The organism is Streptomyces sp. BR1, assembly GCF_052373795.1.
GTDB lineage: Bacteria > Actinomycetota > Actinomycetes > Streptomycetales > Streptomycetaceae > Streptomyces.
This window is the reverse complement of sequence record NZ_CM126252.1, coordinates 1,985,900-2,000,473: the sequence shown is the minus strand read 5'-3', so window position 1 is coordinate 2,000,473 and position 14,574 is coordinate 1,985,900. Positions and strand designations below refer to the sequence as shown.

Here is a 14,574-nt window from a genome sequence, read left to right as displayed (position 1 = left end):
CCATCCAGGGAGCACATTCGTTGGCAGCCATCGCACGGTGGTGCATCAGGCACCGCCTCGTCGCCGTCCTGCTCTGGCTCCTCGCGTTCGGCGGCGCCACGGCCGCCTCCGCCGCAGCGGGCTCCGCGTACTCCAACGACTACGAAGTCCCCGGGACCGAGTCCGGCCGCGCCACCGCCCTGCTCGACGCCGGATTCCACGGCGGCCGGGGCGGCGACACCGACACCGTCGTCTGGCACACCGACCACGGCACCGTGCGCGCCCCCGACATCGAACAGCGCATGGCCAAGGCGCTCGACAAGGTGGCCAAGCTGCCCGGCGTGGCCCAGGTGAGCGGCCCGTACGGACGGGACGGCGCGGCGCAGATCAGTCGGGACGGGCACACCGCGTACGCCTCCGTCACCTTCGACCGGACCGCCGAAGGCCTCCCCAAGGCACAGGCCCAGGCCTTCGTCGACACCGCGCGGGCCGCCTCCGCGCCCGGCCTCCAGGTCGCCGTCGGCGGCAGCGCGGCGGCCCTCACCGAGACCACCTCCGCGCACCTCAGCGAGATCGTCGGTGTGGTCGTCGCGGCCGTCGTCCTCTTCCTCGCCTTCGGTTCGCTCGCCGCCAGCACGCTGCCGATCGTCACCGCCGTGATCTCGGTGGGCACCGCGTACGCGGGCATAGGGCTGCTCGGCCACGCCATGGCCGTCGCCGACTTCGCGCCCATGCTCGGCCTGCTGATCGGGCTCGGCGTCGGCATCGACTACGCGCTGTTCATCGTCACCCGGCACCGGCGCGGACTGCGCCAGGGCCTCACCGTCGACGAGGCCGCGACGCGGGCCGTGGCGACGACCGGGCGGGCCGTGGTGTTCGCTGGTGCGACGGTCTGCATCGCGCTGCTCGGGATGCTCATCCTGCGGCTCGGCTTCCTCAACGGTGTCGCCATCGCGGCCTCGCTGACCGTAGTCCTCACCGTCGCCGCGTCCGTCACCCTGCTCCCCGCGCTGCTCTCGCTCATCGGGACGCGCGCGCTCAGCCGCCGCGAGCGGCGCAGGCTGAGCGAGCACGGGCCCGAGCCGGAGCTGCCCACCGGGTTCGCGGCGCGCTGGTCGGCGTTCGTCGAGCGGCACCCCAAACTCCTCGGCGGCCTCGCCGCAGTGGTGATGCTGGCTCTCGCGCTGCCCACCCTGTCGCTCCACCTCGGCACCTCCGACCAGGGCAACAACCCCGCCAAGTCGACCACCCGCGTCGCCTACGACCTGCTCGCCGACGGCTTCGGGCCCGGCGTCAACGGGCCGCTGACGCTGGCCGCGAAGCTCGACGGCGCCGACGACCGCATCGCGATGGAACAGCTGCCGCAACTGCTGCGCCACACCTCCGGCGTCGCCTCGGTCGGGCCGGTGACGTACAACGCCAGCGGCGAGGCCGCCGTCCTCACCGTCGTACCGGACTCGGCGCCGCAGTCCCAGCAGACCAGCGCGCTCGTCGACCGGCTGCGCCACGAAGTGCTGCCGAAGGCCGAGAAGGGCACCTCGCTCGACGTGTACGTCGGCGGTGTCACCGCGAGCTACGACGACTTCGCAGGCGTGATCATCGGCAAACTGCCGCTCTTCATCGGCGTGGTGATCACCCTCGGCTGCGTCCTGCTGCTCCTCGCCTTCCGCTCGATCGGCATCCCGCTGAAGGCCGCCGCGATGAACGTGGCGGCGGTGGCGTCCGCGTTCGGCATCGTCGTCGCGATCTTCCAGTGGGGCTGGGGGAGCGAGCTGCTGGGCCTCGGCCGCTCCGGTCCGATCGAACCGTTCCTGCCCGTGATCATGGTCTCGGTGCTCTTCGGGCTCTCCATGGACTACCAGGTGTTCCTGGTCAGCCGGATGTACGAGGAGTGGCTGGAGACCGGCGACAACCGGCGGGCGGTACGGGTCGGCCTCGCCGAGACCAGCCGCGTGATCAACTCCGCTGCCGTGATCATGATTTCGGTCTTCCTCGCGTTCGTGCTCAGCGGGGAACGGGTGATCGCGATGTTCGGCATAGCGCTCGCGGCGGCCGTCGCCCTCGACGCGTTCGTCCTGCGCACCCTGCTCGTACCGGCCCTCATGCACATGCTCGGCGGCGCCAACTGGTGGCTGCCCGCCTGGCTGGACCGGCGGCTGCCCCGGATCAGCATCGAACCGCCCGAGTGCCGCCGTGCGACGATCTCCGTGCAGCGCACGAGCGAGCCGGTGGACGACCCGGTGGACGAGCTCGTGGGCTCGTAGACCGGTTGGGTTTTCTGGAACGTGAGGGACGGGATGTTCGCGATATCGCTGGGTGACGACGGTGCCGAGCTGCGGCCGCTGGAGCCGCACCACACCGAGGAGTTCCTGGCCCATATGGACCGGGGGCGCGAGTTCATCGGGCAGTTCATCACGCTGGCCGAGGTGTGCAACGACCTCGACTCCTCGCGCGCCTTCCTCCAGGCGTACGCGGAGAAGACCGCGGCGGACGAGGGGCGGCTGTACGGGATCTGGCTCGACGGAACGCTGGTCGGCGGCGTGCTGTTCCGTACCTTCGACGCGAAGCTCGGTGTGGCCGAGGCGGGGTGCTGGCTGGAGCCTGCGGGGGCGGGGCGTGGGCTTGTGACCCGGGCTGTTCGAGTGCTCATCGACTGGGCCGTGGATCAGCGCGGGATCCATCGCGTGGAGTGGCGTGTTGCTTCCGGCAACATTCCCAGCATCAATGTGGCGAAGCGGCTGGGGATGGTGCGGGATGGGGTGCTTCGGGACAACCATCCGTACCGGGGTGAGCGGCAGGACACGGAGGTGTGGTCCGTGCTGGCCCCTGAGTGGCACGCTGCGCGGTAGCTGCGGGCCGGTGGGGGCTTGTCGCGCCCACGCGGCGGAGCCGCAAATGTCACAGCCCCGCGCCCCTAGGGGGTAGGGGTTGCCCGGGAACGCCCCCGTCTGCCCGTTAAGGCGACTCTCAGAAACGGCACCTAGCGTCGGGCGCATGAATGCCACCCCCTCCGACACCAAGACCGACAACGAAGCCGACGTCGATGTAGACGTAGACGTCGAGGAAATCGAAGAGCACGACGACCTGCCGCCCACCGACGCCGAACCCGCCCGCATCGGCGCCGGTGCCGCCGCCGTCGTGTCCGCCGCCCTCGGGATCGTCGCGCTCAGCGGGACCTGGATGGGCAAGGTGCTGTCCGAGCGGGAGACCCTGGTCGGGCAGATCAAGACCGCCCAGGGCGGCTCGGCGGCGTCGCAGATCCAGGAGATCTACGGTGACTCCTGGCACACCACCGCCGCCGTGAACGGCGGCTTCGCGCTGCTCGCCCTGCTGGTCGGCGCGTTCGTGCTGGTCCGCCCGGCGTTCGGCACCCCCGACGCCCGCCCGCAGCCCGTGTGGGTGCGGGCGGTCGCGCTCGGCGGGCTCGTGCTCGGCGCGGTCGGGCTGCTGATCTCCGTCGGGATGTACTTCGACCTGTTCGCCGCGCTGCCTTCCGCCCCCTCCACCAAGGGTTAGTTCTCAGAGCGCCGGTGGCGCCATCGTGAAGCGGGCGAGTACGGCGGCGCGTACGGTCTGGCGCTGCGGCTCCAGGTCGAGCGGCGGGATGCCCTCCGGCGCGCCGGCCCCGTACGCCGACCGCATCATCCCCGGCGCGGGCGCCGGATAGGGCCGCGCGTCCTCGGCGCCCTCGTCGGCGAGTTCGAGCAGGGCCACCAGGTCGCTGCCGAGCGCCGCCGCGTACTCGCGGGCGCGTTCCACGGCCTGCTCGACGGCCCGGCGGCGCGCCTTCGCGTACGCGGGGGAGGTGGGGCGCAGGCCCCACCACGGGCCGTCGACGCGGGTCAGCTCCAAGGTGGCCAGGCGCGAGGCGAGTTCGCCGAGCGCGGTGAAGTCGCCGAGCTCGGCGGTCAGCCGCACCTGCCCCTGGTACGCGCGGACCCGCTCGCCCCGGCCGTGCTTGCCCAGCTCCGGGCTGACCGAGAACGAGCCGGTCTCCAACTGCTCCACCGCGTCCCCGTACGACTTCACCAGGTCGAGGACGGCCGCGTTGCGGCGGGTGAGGTCCTCCAGGGCGCTGCGGCGGTCGGTGCCGCGTGCGATCACCGTCACGCCGAGCCGGGCGATCTCCGGGTCCACGTCGAGGACGGCCTCGCCCCGGACCGCGATGCGCGGGGCCTCGGGGGTGCCGTAGGGAAGGTGCGGGGACGGATGGGTCATATCGGCTCCCTGAGTGGGTGGTTGCGGCCACTCTTCCATCGCGGGCCGTCCGCGACGACCGTAAGCAGCCCTGGCCCAGGTGTCGTCTAAGGCATCCGCCCCCTGCCTAGGGCATGCCCTCCCCGGCACCCCCTCCTTCTAAGGCCCCGCCGCCCCACAGATGCGGCACTCTCCCGATGTGGCGACACCCCCTGGGAAGCGAAAGTTGAGACATCGCAGAGAGCGATGGAGACAAAAACGAAGCCCCGGAACGACGGGGCACCAGGGAGCACGAAATGTTCGCGTACGAACTGCACCAGGTGAACCAGGCCGAGCTGCTCCGCGAGGCCGCCGCCCAGCGACTGGTCGGCGAGGCCCGCCGGGCCCGCCGCCGCACCGCGGGCCACGTAGCGGAGGGGCGGGTGACTCAGCTGCGGGACCTGCGCCACCTCTTCGCCCACGCCGCGTGAGCACCCGAGATGACCGTGATCCCGATCAGGGGTGCCGCCGGGCCGGACTGCTGTGCGATGCTCACCGGCGTGGAGACCAGGTCTTTCAGCCCCGTGTTCGTCGGCCGCGCCGGTGAACTGACCGCCTTGAACGAAGCGCTCGCCCGCGCCCACGCGGGCGAGCCGCAGGCGTTGCTCGTGGGCGGTGAGGCCGGGGTGGGCAAGACCCGGCTCGTCGAGGAGTTCACCTCTGCCGCATGTGCGGCGGGCGCCGTCGTCGCGGTCGGCGGCTGTGTCGAGATCGGCGCCGACGGACTGCCGTTCGCCCCCTTCTCCACCGCCCTGCGCACCCTGCGCCGCCGCCTGCCCGATGAACTCGCCGCGGCCGCCGAGGGCCAGGAGGAAGAGCTCGCCCGGCTGTTGCCCGAGCTCGGCGAGGCCAGCCGCGGGAGCGGCCAGGACGGCACCGCCCGCCTCTTCGAACTCACCGTACGGCTCCTGGAGCGGCTCGCCGCCGAGCGTACGGTCGTGCTCGTCCTGGAGGACCTGCACTGGGCCGACACCTCGACCCGGCATCTGCTCGCCTATCTCTTCCGCACCCTGCGGCGCGGCCGTCTCGTCGTCGTCGCCACCTACCGCGCGGACGACATCCACCGCCGCCACCCGCTGCGCCCCCTCCTCGCCGAACTCGACCGGCTGCGCACGGTGCGCCGTATCGAGCTCGACCGCTTCAACCGGGGCGAGGTCCGCCGCCAGCTCACCGGGATCCTCGCCGCCGAGCCCGAACAGTGGCTGGTGGACGAGATATTCGAGCGCTCCGACGGCAACGCCTTCTTCGTGGAGGAGCTGAGCGTCTGCCTCGATTCGGCCTGTTCGACCGGCGGGATGAGCGACTCCCTGCGCGATCTGCTGCTCGTACGGGTCGAGGCGCTGTCCGAGAACGCCCAGCTGGTGGTCCGCATCCTCGCCGAGGGCGGCTCCACGGTGGAACACCCATTGCTCGTCGCCGTCTGCAAGCTCGCCGAGGACGACCTCATCGAGGCGCTGCGGGCCGCCGTCGGCGCCAACATCCTGCTCCCCGCGCCGGACGGCGACGGCTACCGCTTCCGCCACTCGCTGGTCCGCGAGGCCGTCAGCGACGATCTGCTGCCGGGCGAGCGCTCCCGCCTCAACCGCCGGTACGCCGAGGCCCTGGAGGCCGACGCCTCGCTGGTCCGCGCCGACGAGCGCGCCACCCGCCTGGCCAGCTACTGGTACTCCGCGCACGACGCCGCCAAGGCGCTCCCCATGGTGCTGACCGCCTCCGCCGAGGCCCGCAAGCGGCACGCGTACGCGGAGCAGCTGAGCCTCCTTGAGCGCGGCATGGAGCTGTGGGACTCGGTCCCGGCCGAAGTCCGCGCGCGGCTGCGGCCGTTGGACTACGCGGGCGCCTACCCGGCGTGCGGCTGCGACTCCGACACCACACCCCTGCGCTATCTCGACCTGCTCGCCGAGGCCAGCGTCGCGGCCCGGCTGTGCGGCGAGCGCGAGCGCGCCCTGAAGATCGCCAAGCGTGCGCTGCGGCTGATCGAGGCGGAGAACCAGAACGCGCCCTGCGACGAGCTGTCGTGCGACCCGCTGCGGGCCGCCTGGTTCTGGACCGAGGTGTCCAAGCTGGTGCAGAACCTGGGCCGCGGTGACGGCTGGGACGAGATCGCCACCGCCCAGGAGCTGGTGCGCGGCCTGCCGCCGTCGGCCGTGCACGCGGCGGTCCTGGCCACCGCCGCCGGCTGGGGCATGCTGCACCGGCCCGGCCCCGAGTCCCTGGCCGCCGCCGAACGGGCCGTGGAATACGCCCAGTTGGTCAAGGCCGAGGAGATCGAGCTCAACGCCCGGCTCACCCTCGGCGGTCTGATGGTCGACGCCGGCGACACCGAGGACGGCATCGCCATGATGCGCGAGGTGGCCGAGCGCTCGCTGCGGCTCGGCCTCCTCGGCGAGGCGGGCCGCGGGTATGTGAACCTCTCCTCCAGCCTGGAGTCCATGGGCCGTTACCGGGAGGCCGTGGAGGCCGCCGCCGAGGGGGTGCGGGTCGCCCGGCGGTACGGACTGCTCGACAGCGGGGCGTGGGCCGCGGCGAACGAGGCCTGTGCGCTGCTGGGTCTGGGCGACTGGGATGCGGCCGCCGCCCGCGCCGAGCCCGTCCAGCGCTCGGGCGCCAGTGGCAAGCCCCGAGGGCTAGCCGCGCTGATCCGTGCCGAACTGGGCGTACTGCGAGGTGAGTTCGACCTCGCCGCGCACTGTCTGGCCGAGGCAGTCGGCTGCTTCGGGCCGCATGACCCGATGCCCCAGCACACCATCCCGATGGCCCGCCTGGAGCTGGAACTCGCGGCCGGACAGGGCCGGTTCGCGGACGCCCGCGCCGGGTTCGCCCGTATCGTCGAGGCCGGATTCCCGCCCGGCACCCAGCGCTACGGCTGGCCGCTGCTGCTGACCGCCGCCTGCGTGGAGGCCGATGTGCGCGGGCTGCCCGCCGCCGAGGAGGGCCGGGCCGCGTCCCTCGCCCTCATCCGGGACTCGGCGAAGAAGATGACCACGCCCGGAGCGCTGGCCAAGGCGTACGCGCTGTGCGTCGAGGCGGAGCTCGCGCGCGCCGAGGGCCGGGACGACGTGGCCCGCTGGGAGGCGGCGGCCACCGCGTTCCGGCCGCTGGAGCGCCCGTACGAACTCGCGCAGGTCTGCCATCGCTGGGCCGCAGCTCTGCTCGCCGAGGGCAAGGACCGCGCGACGGCGGGCACCCTGCTGCGCCAGTCGTACGCCGTCGCCGTGCGCCTCGGGGCCCGGCCGCTGGTGGAGGAGCTGGAACTGCTGGCCCGCCGGGCGCGGTTGGCGCTGGTCGAGGAGGAGAGCGTGGTGCCGGACGAGCCCGTCGACCCGGCCGAGGCGCTCGGCCTGACCAGTCGCGAACAGGATGTACTGCGCCTGGTCGCCGCCGGGCACAGCAACCGGCAGATCGCCGAGGCGCTGTACATCTCGCCGAAGACGGCCAGCGTGCACGTCTCCAACATCCTGGCCAAGCTGGGGGTTTCGGGCCGGGGGGAGGCGGCCGCGCTGGCCCACCGGCTCAACCTGTTCGCACCGAGCGCGGCCTGAGCGGGTCCGTTCGCAGACAGGCTTTTACGTCACGTCGAGTTCGAGGATGCGGTCGTCGCCGGGGCGCGGGGTGCCCCGGCCGTCGGTCTCGCTGGTGACCAGGAGCAGGGTGTGCGGCCCGGTCGCGATCACCGTACGCAGCCTGCCGTACTGCGACTTCAGGAACGCCTCCGGCTCCGCGAGCGGCTTGGCGCCGTTGAGGGGGATGCGCCACAGCCGCTCGCCGCGCAGCGCCGCCATCCAGATGCTGCCCGCCGCGTACGCGATCCCGCTCGGCGAGGCGTCCGCCGTGCGCCACTGCTCCACCGGGTCCACGAGCCCCGGCTTGTTCCCCTTGCCCTCGACCAGCGGCCAGCCGTCGTTCTCGCCCGGCCCGATCAGGTTCAGCTCGTCCCAGGTGTCCTGGCCGAACTCCGAGGCCCACAGCCGTCCCGCGTCGTCCCAGGCCAGGCCCTGCACATTGCGGTGGCCGTAGGAGTACACCACCGAGTCCGCCTCGGGGTTGCCGTGCACCGGCTGCCCGTCCGGGGTCATACGCAGGATCTTGCCGCCCAGCGACTTCTTGTCCTGGGCGAGCCCGCGCTCACCGGTCTCGCCGGTCCCGGCGTAGAGCATCTTGTCCGGCCCGAACGCGATCCGGCCGCCGTTGTGGATGGTGCCCTTGGGAATGCCCCGAAGCACGGTGTCCGGCGCCCCGAGCTGCTGGCCCGCCGGGCGCTTGTCGTCGTAGAGCATCCGGGCGACGCGGTTGTCGGACTCGGTGGTGAAGTACGCGTACACGAGGTGGTCCGAGGCGTACGAGGGGGAGAGCGCGAGGCCGAGAAGGCCGCCCTCGCCGCCGGGTTTGACGCCGGTGACGGTGCCGAGCAGCGTCTTCTTCCCGGCCGCGTCGATCCGCGTGACGGTCCCGTCGTCGCGCGAGGCGACCAGGAGGCCGCCGTCGGGCAGGGGGGCCACGCCCCACGGGGACTTCAGGCCCTCGGCGAGTGTCCGTACGACCTTCACCGAGCCCTTCTCGGGCGGGAGCTGAGCGGTGGACGTCGGTTCCGAGGAGCCGGACGCGGCCGTCGTGGGGCCGCCCGGCAGGCGCGGCGAGGTCCCGGACGTACACCCGGCCGCGAGCGCCAGCGCGGTCGCGGCCAACAGGGCTCTCACAGCGGGACGTCGCACGGTTCGCTTCCTTTCGGGCGCACGAGCTTCAGGCTTCTACCGTACGGGTGCCGACCGCGCCCCCCTCAGTCCCACGACCCCCGGGCCGCCGGGAGCCGGGCGATCTCCACCTCGTCCTGGGGGGTCAGCGCGAGCCGGGCCGCCGCCGCGTTCTCGCGGGCCCACTCCTCGCGCTTGGTCCCCGGCACCGGCACCACGTGCGGGCCCCGCCCCAGCAGCCAGGCGAGGGCGACCTGCGCCGGGGTCACCTCGTCCCCGTGCCGCGCCGCGACCCGGCGAAGGCCCGCCACCACGGGCTGGTTGGCGGCCATCATCTCGGCGGTGAAGCGGGGGTGGCGGGCGCGTACGTCGTCCGGCTCGAAGCCCTGGCCCGGGGTGAGCGTGCCCGTGAGGAAGCCGTTGCCCAGCGGCATCGCGGCCAGGAAGCCGACGCCGCGCGCGGCGCACCACGGCAGCAGCGCGTCCAGCGCCTCCCGCGACCACACCGACAGCTCGGCCTGCACGGCGCTGACCGGGAACACCTGCTGCATCCGCTCCAGTTGACGGATCGTCACTTCGTACAGGGTGCCGGACCTGCGGGCGGCACGCGCGCCCATCGCGCTCACCCCGAGCGCCCGCACCTTGCCCGCCGTCACCAGCTCGGCCATCGCGCCCCAGGTCTCCTCGACGGGCACCTCGGGGTCGGCGCGGTGCAGCTGGTAGAGGTCGATGACGTCGGTGCGCAGCCGCCGCAGCGAGGCGTCGCAGGCGCGCTTCACATAGCCGGGGCGGCCGTTCGCCACCACATGCGCGTCACCGCCGACGAGCAGCCCGACCTTGGTGGAGACGAAGGCGTCGGCCCGGCGTTCCTTCAGGGCCCGGCCCACCAGGAGCTCGTTCTTGAACGGCCCGTACATGTCCGCCGTGTCGAGCAGTGTGGACCCGGCGTCGAGCGCGGCGTGCACGGTGCGCAGCGAGCGCTCGCCGTGCTGCTGCGAACTGGTGTAACCCCAGCTCATGGGCATACAGCCGAGGCCGATCGCGCCCACCTCCAGGGCCGCCGCACCGATAGTCCTGCGCTCCAACTCCCCGTACCCTCCTCAAGCCGCACCCCAAAGTAACCTCTGGCCACCGCATCTCCTGACATAGCCTCCGACCATGACTGCAGACGTGTGGCTCCCCCTGCCGCCCGAGGAGATCCCGGGCCTGCCCGACGCGTTCGCCTACCGGTTCTGGGACGGCGGCCCCGACTACCCGGCCGACCCCGCCGACTGCGCGTACTACGTCGTCCCGTACATGAAGGGAGTGGACATCGCCGTACGCCCGCTCGCCGCGATGACCGGGGTGCGGGTCGTACAGACGCTGTCGGCCGGGATCGACCAGATGGAACCGGGTCTGGGCGCACTGGCCCCGGGGGTGCTCCTCTGCAACGCGCGCGGGGTGCACGAGGCGTCCACCGCCGAGCTCACCCTCGCCCTGATCCTGGCCTCGCTGCGCGGCATCCCGTCGTTCGTCGCCGGTCAGGACAAGGAGGAGTGGCGCTCCGGCTTCTATCCGGCGCTCGCCGACAAGTCGGTGCTCATCGTGGGGTACGGATCGATCGGCGCGGCCATCGAGGACCGGCTCGCACCCTTTGAGTGCGCGCGAGTGGCGCGCGTCGCGCGCTCCTGGCGCGCGACCGCGCGCGGCCCCGTGCATCCCCTCACCGAACTGCCGGAACTGCTACCGCAGGCCGACGTCGTCATCCTGTCCACACCGCTCACGCCGCAGACGAAAGGGCTGGCCGGAGCCGAATTCCTGAGCCGGATGAAGGACGGGGCGCTGCTGGTGAACGTGGCCCGCGGCCCGGTCGTGGACACCAAGGCGCTCCTGGCCGAGCTGGAGAGCGGGCGGCTGCGCGCCGCCCTCGATGTCACCGACCCGGAACCGCTGCCCGCCGGACACCCCCTGTGGCATGCGCCGCATGTGCTGATCAGCCCTCATGTCGGCGGATCCACCTCGGCGTTCATGCCGCGCGCCAAGCGTCTGGTGGCCCGTCAGCTCACCCGGTTCGCGGCCGGGGAGCCGCTCGACAACGTGGTCCTGACGACGTCCTGAAAAGCCGTCCCGACGGCCGACAGGGCCCGCCCCGCCTTGGATTGGCCACTCTCCGCGTCGGCCCGGGTGCGATCCGTATCCACAACTCCCTTGGTGGTCACGGAGAGTAGAGGGACTATGTCCCTGAGTGACGAGACTGGTGTATCGTCCCGACCGGGGGCTGCGCCGCGCGACTGACGGCGCGGGGGAGCAATGTCACAGCGAGGGGGGCGACGGGCGATGCACGGCCAATGGACCAACGATCCGACGCGGCGGAGCCGCCGACGGCTACCCCGAGGCGCGCGTGCCGGACTGCCCCGGGCTCATACGCGGCCCCGGCTCCGATGCCGGGCGCGGACCCGGACGGCGGCGCGGACCCGGCCCCCGGCCCGGACCGCCCGCCCGCCGGCGCCGGCGGCCCGCCCCCGGGGCGCGCGGGCCCATCCACCGGACCGCGGCGCGGGCCCGGGAGCGGCCCGCCTCTGTACGGCGAGCGGGTCCGGAGGGGCCCGGTGAGCGCCCCGGGCGCGGTGCTCGCCCGCCCGCCGGTCCCCGAGATGTCCGACGGCGGATCGGGTCTGGTGTCCCAGCTGGTCCTCGCGGTGGTCTGCGCGGGGTACGCGACCGGGGCGGCGCTCGGCTGGGGATCGCATGAAGTCGCCCTGTTCATGGGGGACTTCGGCCTCAGTGCTGCGGCGCTGATGGCCTCGGCCTCCTGCTTCCTCTACGCACGCGGAGGCGGCGGGGAAGGGGAGAGCCGTTTTCGGCCGGCGTGGCTGCTGTTCTCCTTCTCCTCCGCCATGGCGGCGAGCGGCAACGGAGTCTGGGGGTGGTACGAGGTGGTGCTCCACTACTCGACCGTGCCCTCGCCCTCCCTGGCCGATCTGTTCTTCCTGCTCTTCGCGCCGCCCGCGATCGTCGGCCTGCTGGTGCTCGCCAAGCGTCCGGTCACCCGGGCCGGGTGGGTGTGCCTGGCGCTGGACTCCTGGCTGATCGGCGGCTCGCTGCTCACGCTCTCCTGGAGCCTGGCCCTGGAGCACACCGCGCGCACCGAGGGCGAGAGCGTCGCCGGGGCCGCGCTGTCGCTCGCGTATCCGCTGCTCGACATCGTGCTGGTGAGCATGGTGCTCGCGCTGCACTTCCGGCGCTCGTCGGCCAACCGGTCGGCGATCAACACCGCGATCGCCTCGCTGGCCCTGACCGTGCTGTGCGACGCGCTGTTCACCTCGCCGCTGCTGCGCGACACCTACCGCTCCGGACAGCTCCTGGACGCGGGCTGGTTCGCCGGGTCGCTGCTGCTCGCGTACGCGCCCTGGGGTGCCCGTCGGCTCGCCTCGGGGGGCCGGGTCGTGCCGCCCCCGCCGCGCCGGCCGGGCGCGCCCGCCACCACCCGCCCCATCGCGGGCTCGCTGGGCGCGCTCACGCCGTACCTCGCGGCGGCCGTCTGCACCCTGGGGATCCTCTACAACGTCATCGAGGGCCGCCGGGTCGACCGGGTGGTGGTCTTCACCGGGTGCACGGTGGTGCTCGCGCTCGTCGTGCGCCAGGGCATCATGCTCGTCGACAACATCGCGCTCACCCATGAACTGGCCCAGAAGGAGAACCACTTCCGCTCCCTGGTGCAGGGCTCCAGCGACGTCATCATGATCGCCGCGCCCACCGGAATACTGCGTTACGTGAGCCCCGCCGCCGCGGGCGTCTACGGACGGGACGCGGAGGACCTGGTCGGCTCGGAGCTGGCCTCGATCATCCACCCGGAGGACCTGGGCAGAGTCGTGCACGAGGTGCGGCGCTTTCTGGCCACGCCGCCGCTGGAGGAGCCGACCAGCCGTATCGAGTGCCGCTTCAAGTCCGGTACGGGGGAGTGGCTGAACGTCGAGTCCACCATCAACCGGCACCAGGGCGGCCTCATCCTCAACAGCCGGGACGTCACCGAACGGGTGCGTCTGCAGGCCCAGTTGCAGCACAACGCCGAGCACGACCCGCTCACCGACCTGCCCAACCGCGCGCTGTTCACCGAGCGCACCCGGCAGGCGCTGACCGGTCGGCGCGCCGGTGACCCCGGCACGGCCGTGCTCTTCATCGACCTCGACGGCTTCAAGCAGGTCAACGACACCATCGGCCACCAGGCCGGCGACGAGCTGCTGATCCAGGCGGCCCGCCGCCTCCAGGACTCGGTCAGAGCCGGGGACACCGCGGCCCGCCTGGGCGGTGACGAGTTCGCCGCCCTGATCGTCGGCGACGGCGGCCGCGACCGCGCGGCCCGCCAGCGCCAGGTGTACGAGATCGCCGACAGACTCCGCCTCACGCTCTCACAGCCGTACCAGATCGACGGCAACGAGGTGCGGGTCGCGGCTTCCATCGGGGTCGCCTTCGCCGAGCGCGACATCACCGCCCGCGAGCTGATGCGCAACGCCGACCTCGCGATGTACCGGGCCAAGTCGGGCGGCAAGAACCGGGTCGAGATGTACGCGCCGCAGATGCAGGCCGAGGTCGTGCGCAAGTCCGAGGTCGCGGCCCGGCTGCGCACCGCGCTGCACGACGGCGAGTTCGCGCTGCTGCACCAGCCGGTGGTCAACCTCACCACCGGCCGTGTGGCCGCCGTGGCCGCGCAGGCGCGCTGGAGATCGGCCCAGGGGATCCTGTTCACCCCGGCCGAGTTCCTGCGGGTCGCCGACGACAGCGAGCGCACCGCCGAGCTGGGCCGCTGGCTGCTCGAAGAAGCCGTGGAGCAGGCCGCCGAGCGGTGCAGGGCCGGGCACGAGGCCCCGGTGGCGGTGCGCCTGCCCGCCCGCCGGCTCCTCGACAGGTCGATGCCGCTGGGGTCGGTGGAGGCCCTGCTGACCCGGCACGGGCTGCCGTCCGGCGCCCTCGTCATCGAGCTGGCCGACAGCGACCCCAGGATCTCCTTCGACGACCTGGAGCGGCGCCTGGTGAGCCTGCGCCGCCTCGGGGTGCGGATCGCCCTGGACGGCTTCGGCAGCGGCTACGCGGCGATCAACGCCCTGCGCCGGCTCCCCATCGACGTACTGAAACTGGACAGGGGACTGGTCGAGGGCGTGGTCGAGTCCGCCCGGCTGCACAAGATCACCAGCGGGCTGCTGCGGATCGCCTGCGACCTGGGGATGCAGTCCGTGGCCGACGGGGTGGACGTGCCGGAGCAGGTCCTCGCGCTGCGGGCCATGGGGTGCACGCATGGGCAGGGCATGGCGTTTTCCGGCCCTCTGGACGAGTACCGGCTGCGGCGGGCCCTGGTGCGCGGTACTTTCCCGGTGCCGGGCGGGGCAGCGTTGCCCGTGCTCAGCGGCCGGAAGGTGCCCGCCGTCCGGGTCAATCACTCAAATAGTGAGACACCCGTCCCACCCACTTGACACGTCCAGGGCGCCGGGGGGAGGGTCAATGCCATGCGCACCCGAATTCTCGTACTTGGAAAGCGCGTCGGCTGAAGCCGGGCCCCGTCGTGGGCCCAGCGGACCACTCCCGACGCGCTCCCCTCGCTTGCCTCACGGCACGAGGGGTTTTTTGTTGCACCGGTGCCCCCGGGGCGGCAGAGCGAACTCGACCAAACCCCCGCAAAAACCCTCAGCTTCGA

At 72.7% G+C, this 14,574-nt stretch carries 10 protein-coding genes; 7 read left to right on the top strand and 3 right to left on the bottom strand.

The window, feature by feature from the left end; genetic code table 11:
- Positions 1 to 20: 20 nt before the first annotated feature.
- From ACT1U9_RS08280 to ACT1U9_RS08270, 3 genes are all read left to right on the top strand, one after another.
- Positions 21 to 2,243 carry an MMPL family transporter gene (locus tag ACT1U9_RS08280; protein ID WP_444537706.1) on the top strand — a complete coding sequence of 741 codons (2,223 nt, stop codon included), beginning with the start codon at positions 21 to 23 and terminating at the stop codon, positions 2,241 to 2,243.
- A 33-nt stretch (positions 2,244 to 2,276) separates the two neighbouring features.
- Positions 2,277 to 2,828 (top strand): GNAT family N-acetyltransferase, encoded by a 552-nt coding sequence (locus tag ACT1U9_RS08275; RefSeq protein ID WP_444537705.1) that lies wholly within the window; start codon positions 2,277 to 2,279, stop codon positions 2,826 to 2,828.
- Positions 2,829 to 2,973: 145 nt separating this feature from the next.
- Positions 2,974 to 3,495 carry a hypothetical protein gene (locus ACT1U9_RS08270; protein ID WP_444537704.1) on the top strand — a complete coding sequence of 174 codons (522 nt, stop codon included), beginning with the start codon at positions 2,974 to 2,976 and terminating at the stop codon, positions 3,493 to 3,495.
- A 3-nt stretch (positions 3,496 to 3,498) separates the two neighbouring features.
- On the opposite strand, the gene ACT1U9_RS08265 is transcribed toward ACT1U9_RS08270, so the two are convergent.
- Positions 3,499 to 4,197, bottom strand: coding sequence for an SIMPL domain-containing protein (locus ACT1U9_RS08265; protein WP_444537703.1), 699 nt, complete (start codon positions 4,195 to 4,197; stop codon positions 3,499 to 3,501).
- Between the two features lie 275 nt (positions 4,198 to 4,472).
- Between ACT1U9_RS08265 and ACT1U9_RS08260 the strand changes: the two genes are divergently transcribed.
- The gene (locus ACT1U9_RS08260) at positions 4,473 to 4,646 is read left to right on the top strand and encodes a hypothetical protein (protein WP_444537702.1); all 174 of its coding nucleotides are present in this window, start codon (positions 4,473 to 4,475) and stop codon (positions 4,644 to 4,646) included.
- Between the two features lie 9 nt (positions 4,647 to 4,655).
- On the top strand, positions 4,656 to 7,757 hold the full coding sequence (locus ACT1U9_RS08255; protein ID WP_444537701.1) for a helix-turn-helix transcriptional regulator: 3,102 nt from the start codon (positions 4,656 to 4,658) through the stop codon (positions 7,755 to 7,757).
- Positions 7,758 to 7,781: 24 nt separating this feature from the next.
- On the opposite strand, the gene ACT1U9_RS08250 is transcribed toward ACT1U9_RS08255, so the two are convergent.
- Together ACT1U9_RS08250 and ACT1U9_RS08245 are read right to left on the bottom strand one after the other, a co-directional pair.
- Entirely contained in the window at positions 7,782 to 8,927 is a 1,146-nt protein-coding gene (locus ACT1U9_RS08250) for a PQQ-dependent sugar dehydrogenase (protein WP_444537700.1), read from the bottom strand.
- Positions 8,928 to 8,992: 65 nt separating this feature from the next.
- Positions 8,993 to 9,991, bottom strand: coding sequence for an aldo/keto reductase (locus ACT1U9_RS08245; RefSeq protein WP_444537699.1), 999 nt, complete (start codon positions 9,989 to 9,991; stop codon positions 8,993 to 8,995).
- 73 nt (positions 9,992 to 10,064) lie between these two features.
- Here ACT1U9_RS08245 and ACT1U9_RS08240 point away from each other — a divergent pair, with 73 nt between their 5' ends.
- A complete protein-coding gene (locus ACT1U9_RS08240; RefSeq protein WP_444537698.1) occupies positions 10,065 to 11,003 on the top strand; it encodes a 2-hydroxyacid dehydrogenase in 939 nt (312 codons plus the stop codon).
- A 491-nt stretch (positions 11,004 to 11,494) separates the two neighbouring features.
- Entirely contained in the window at positions 11,495 to 14,353 is a 2,859-nt protein-coding gene (locus ACT1U9_RS08235; protein ID WP_444537697.1) for a putative bifunctional diguanylate cyclase/phosphodiesterase, read from the top strand.
- The last annotated feature ends 221 nt before the right edge of the window (positions 14,354 to 14,574 follow it).

Coding starts and splice junctions, on each gene's coding strand:
- ACT1U9_RS08275 (WP_444537705.1), top strand. CDS start 2,277: ATGTTCGCGATATCGCTGGGTGACGACGGTGCCGAGCTGCGGCCGCTG.
- ACT1U9_RS08270 (WP_444537704.1), top strand. CDS start 2,974: ATGAATGCCACCCCCTCCGACACCAAGACCGACAACGAAGCCGACGTC.
- ACT1U9_RS08265 (WP_444537703.1), bottom strand. CDS start 4,197: ATGACCCATCCGTCCCCGCACCTTCCCTACGGCACCCCCGAGGCCCCG.
- ACT1U9_RS08260 (WP_444537702.1), top strand. CDS start 4,473: ATGTTCGCGTACGAACTGCACCAGGTGAACCAGGCCGAGCTGCTCCGC.
- ACT1U9_RS08255 (WP_444537701.1), top strand. CDS start 4,656: ATGACCGTGATCCCGATCAGGGGTGCCGCCGGGCCGGACTGCTGTGCG.
- ACT1U9_RS08240 (WP_444537698.1), top strand. CDS start 10,065: ATGACTGCAGACGTGTGGCTCCCCCTGCCGCCCGAGGAGATCCCGGGC.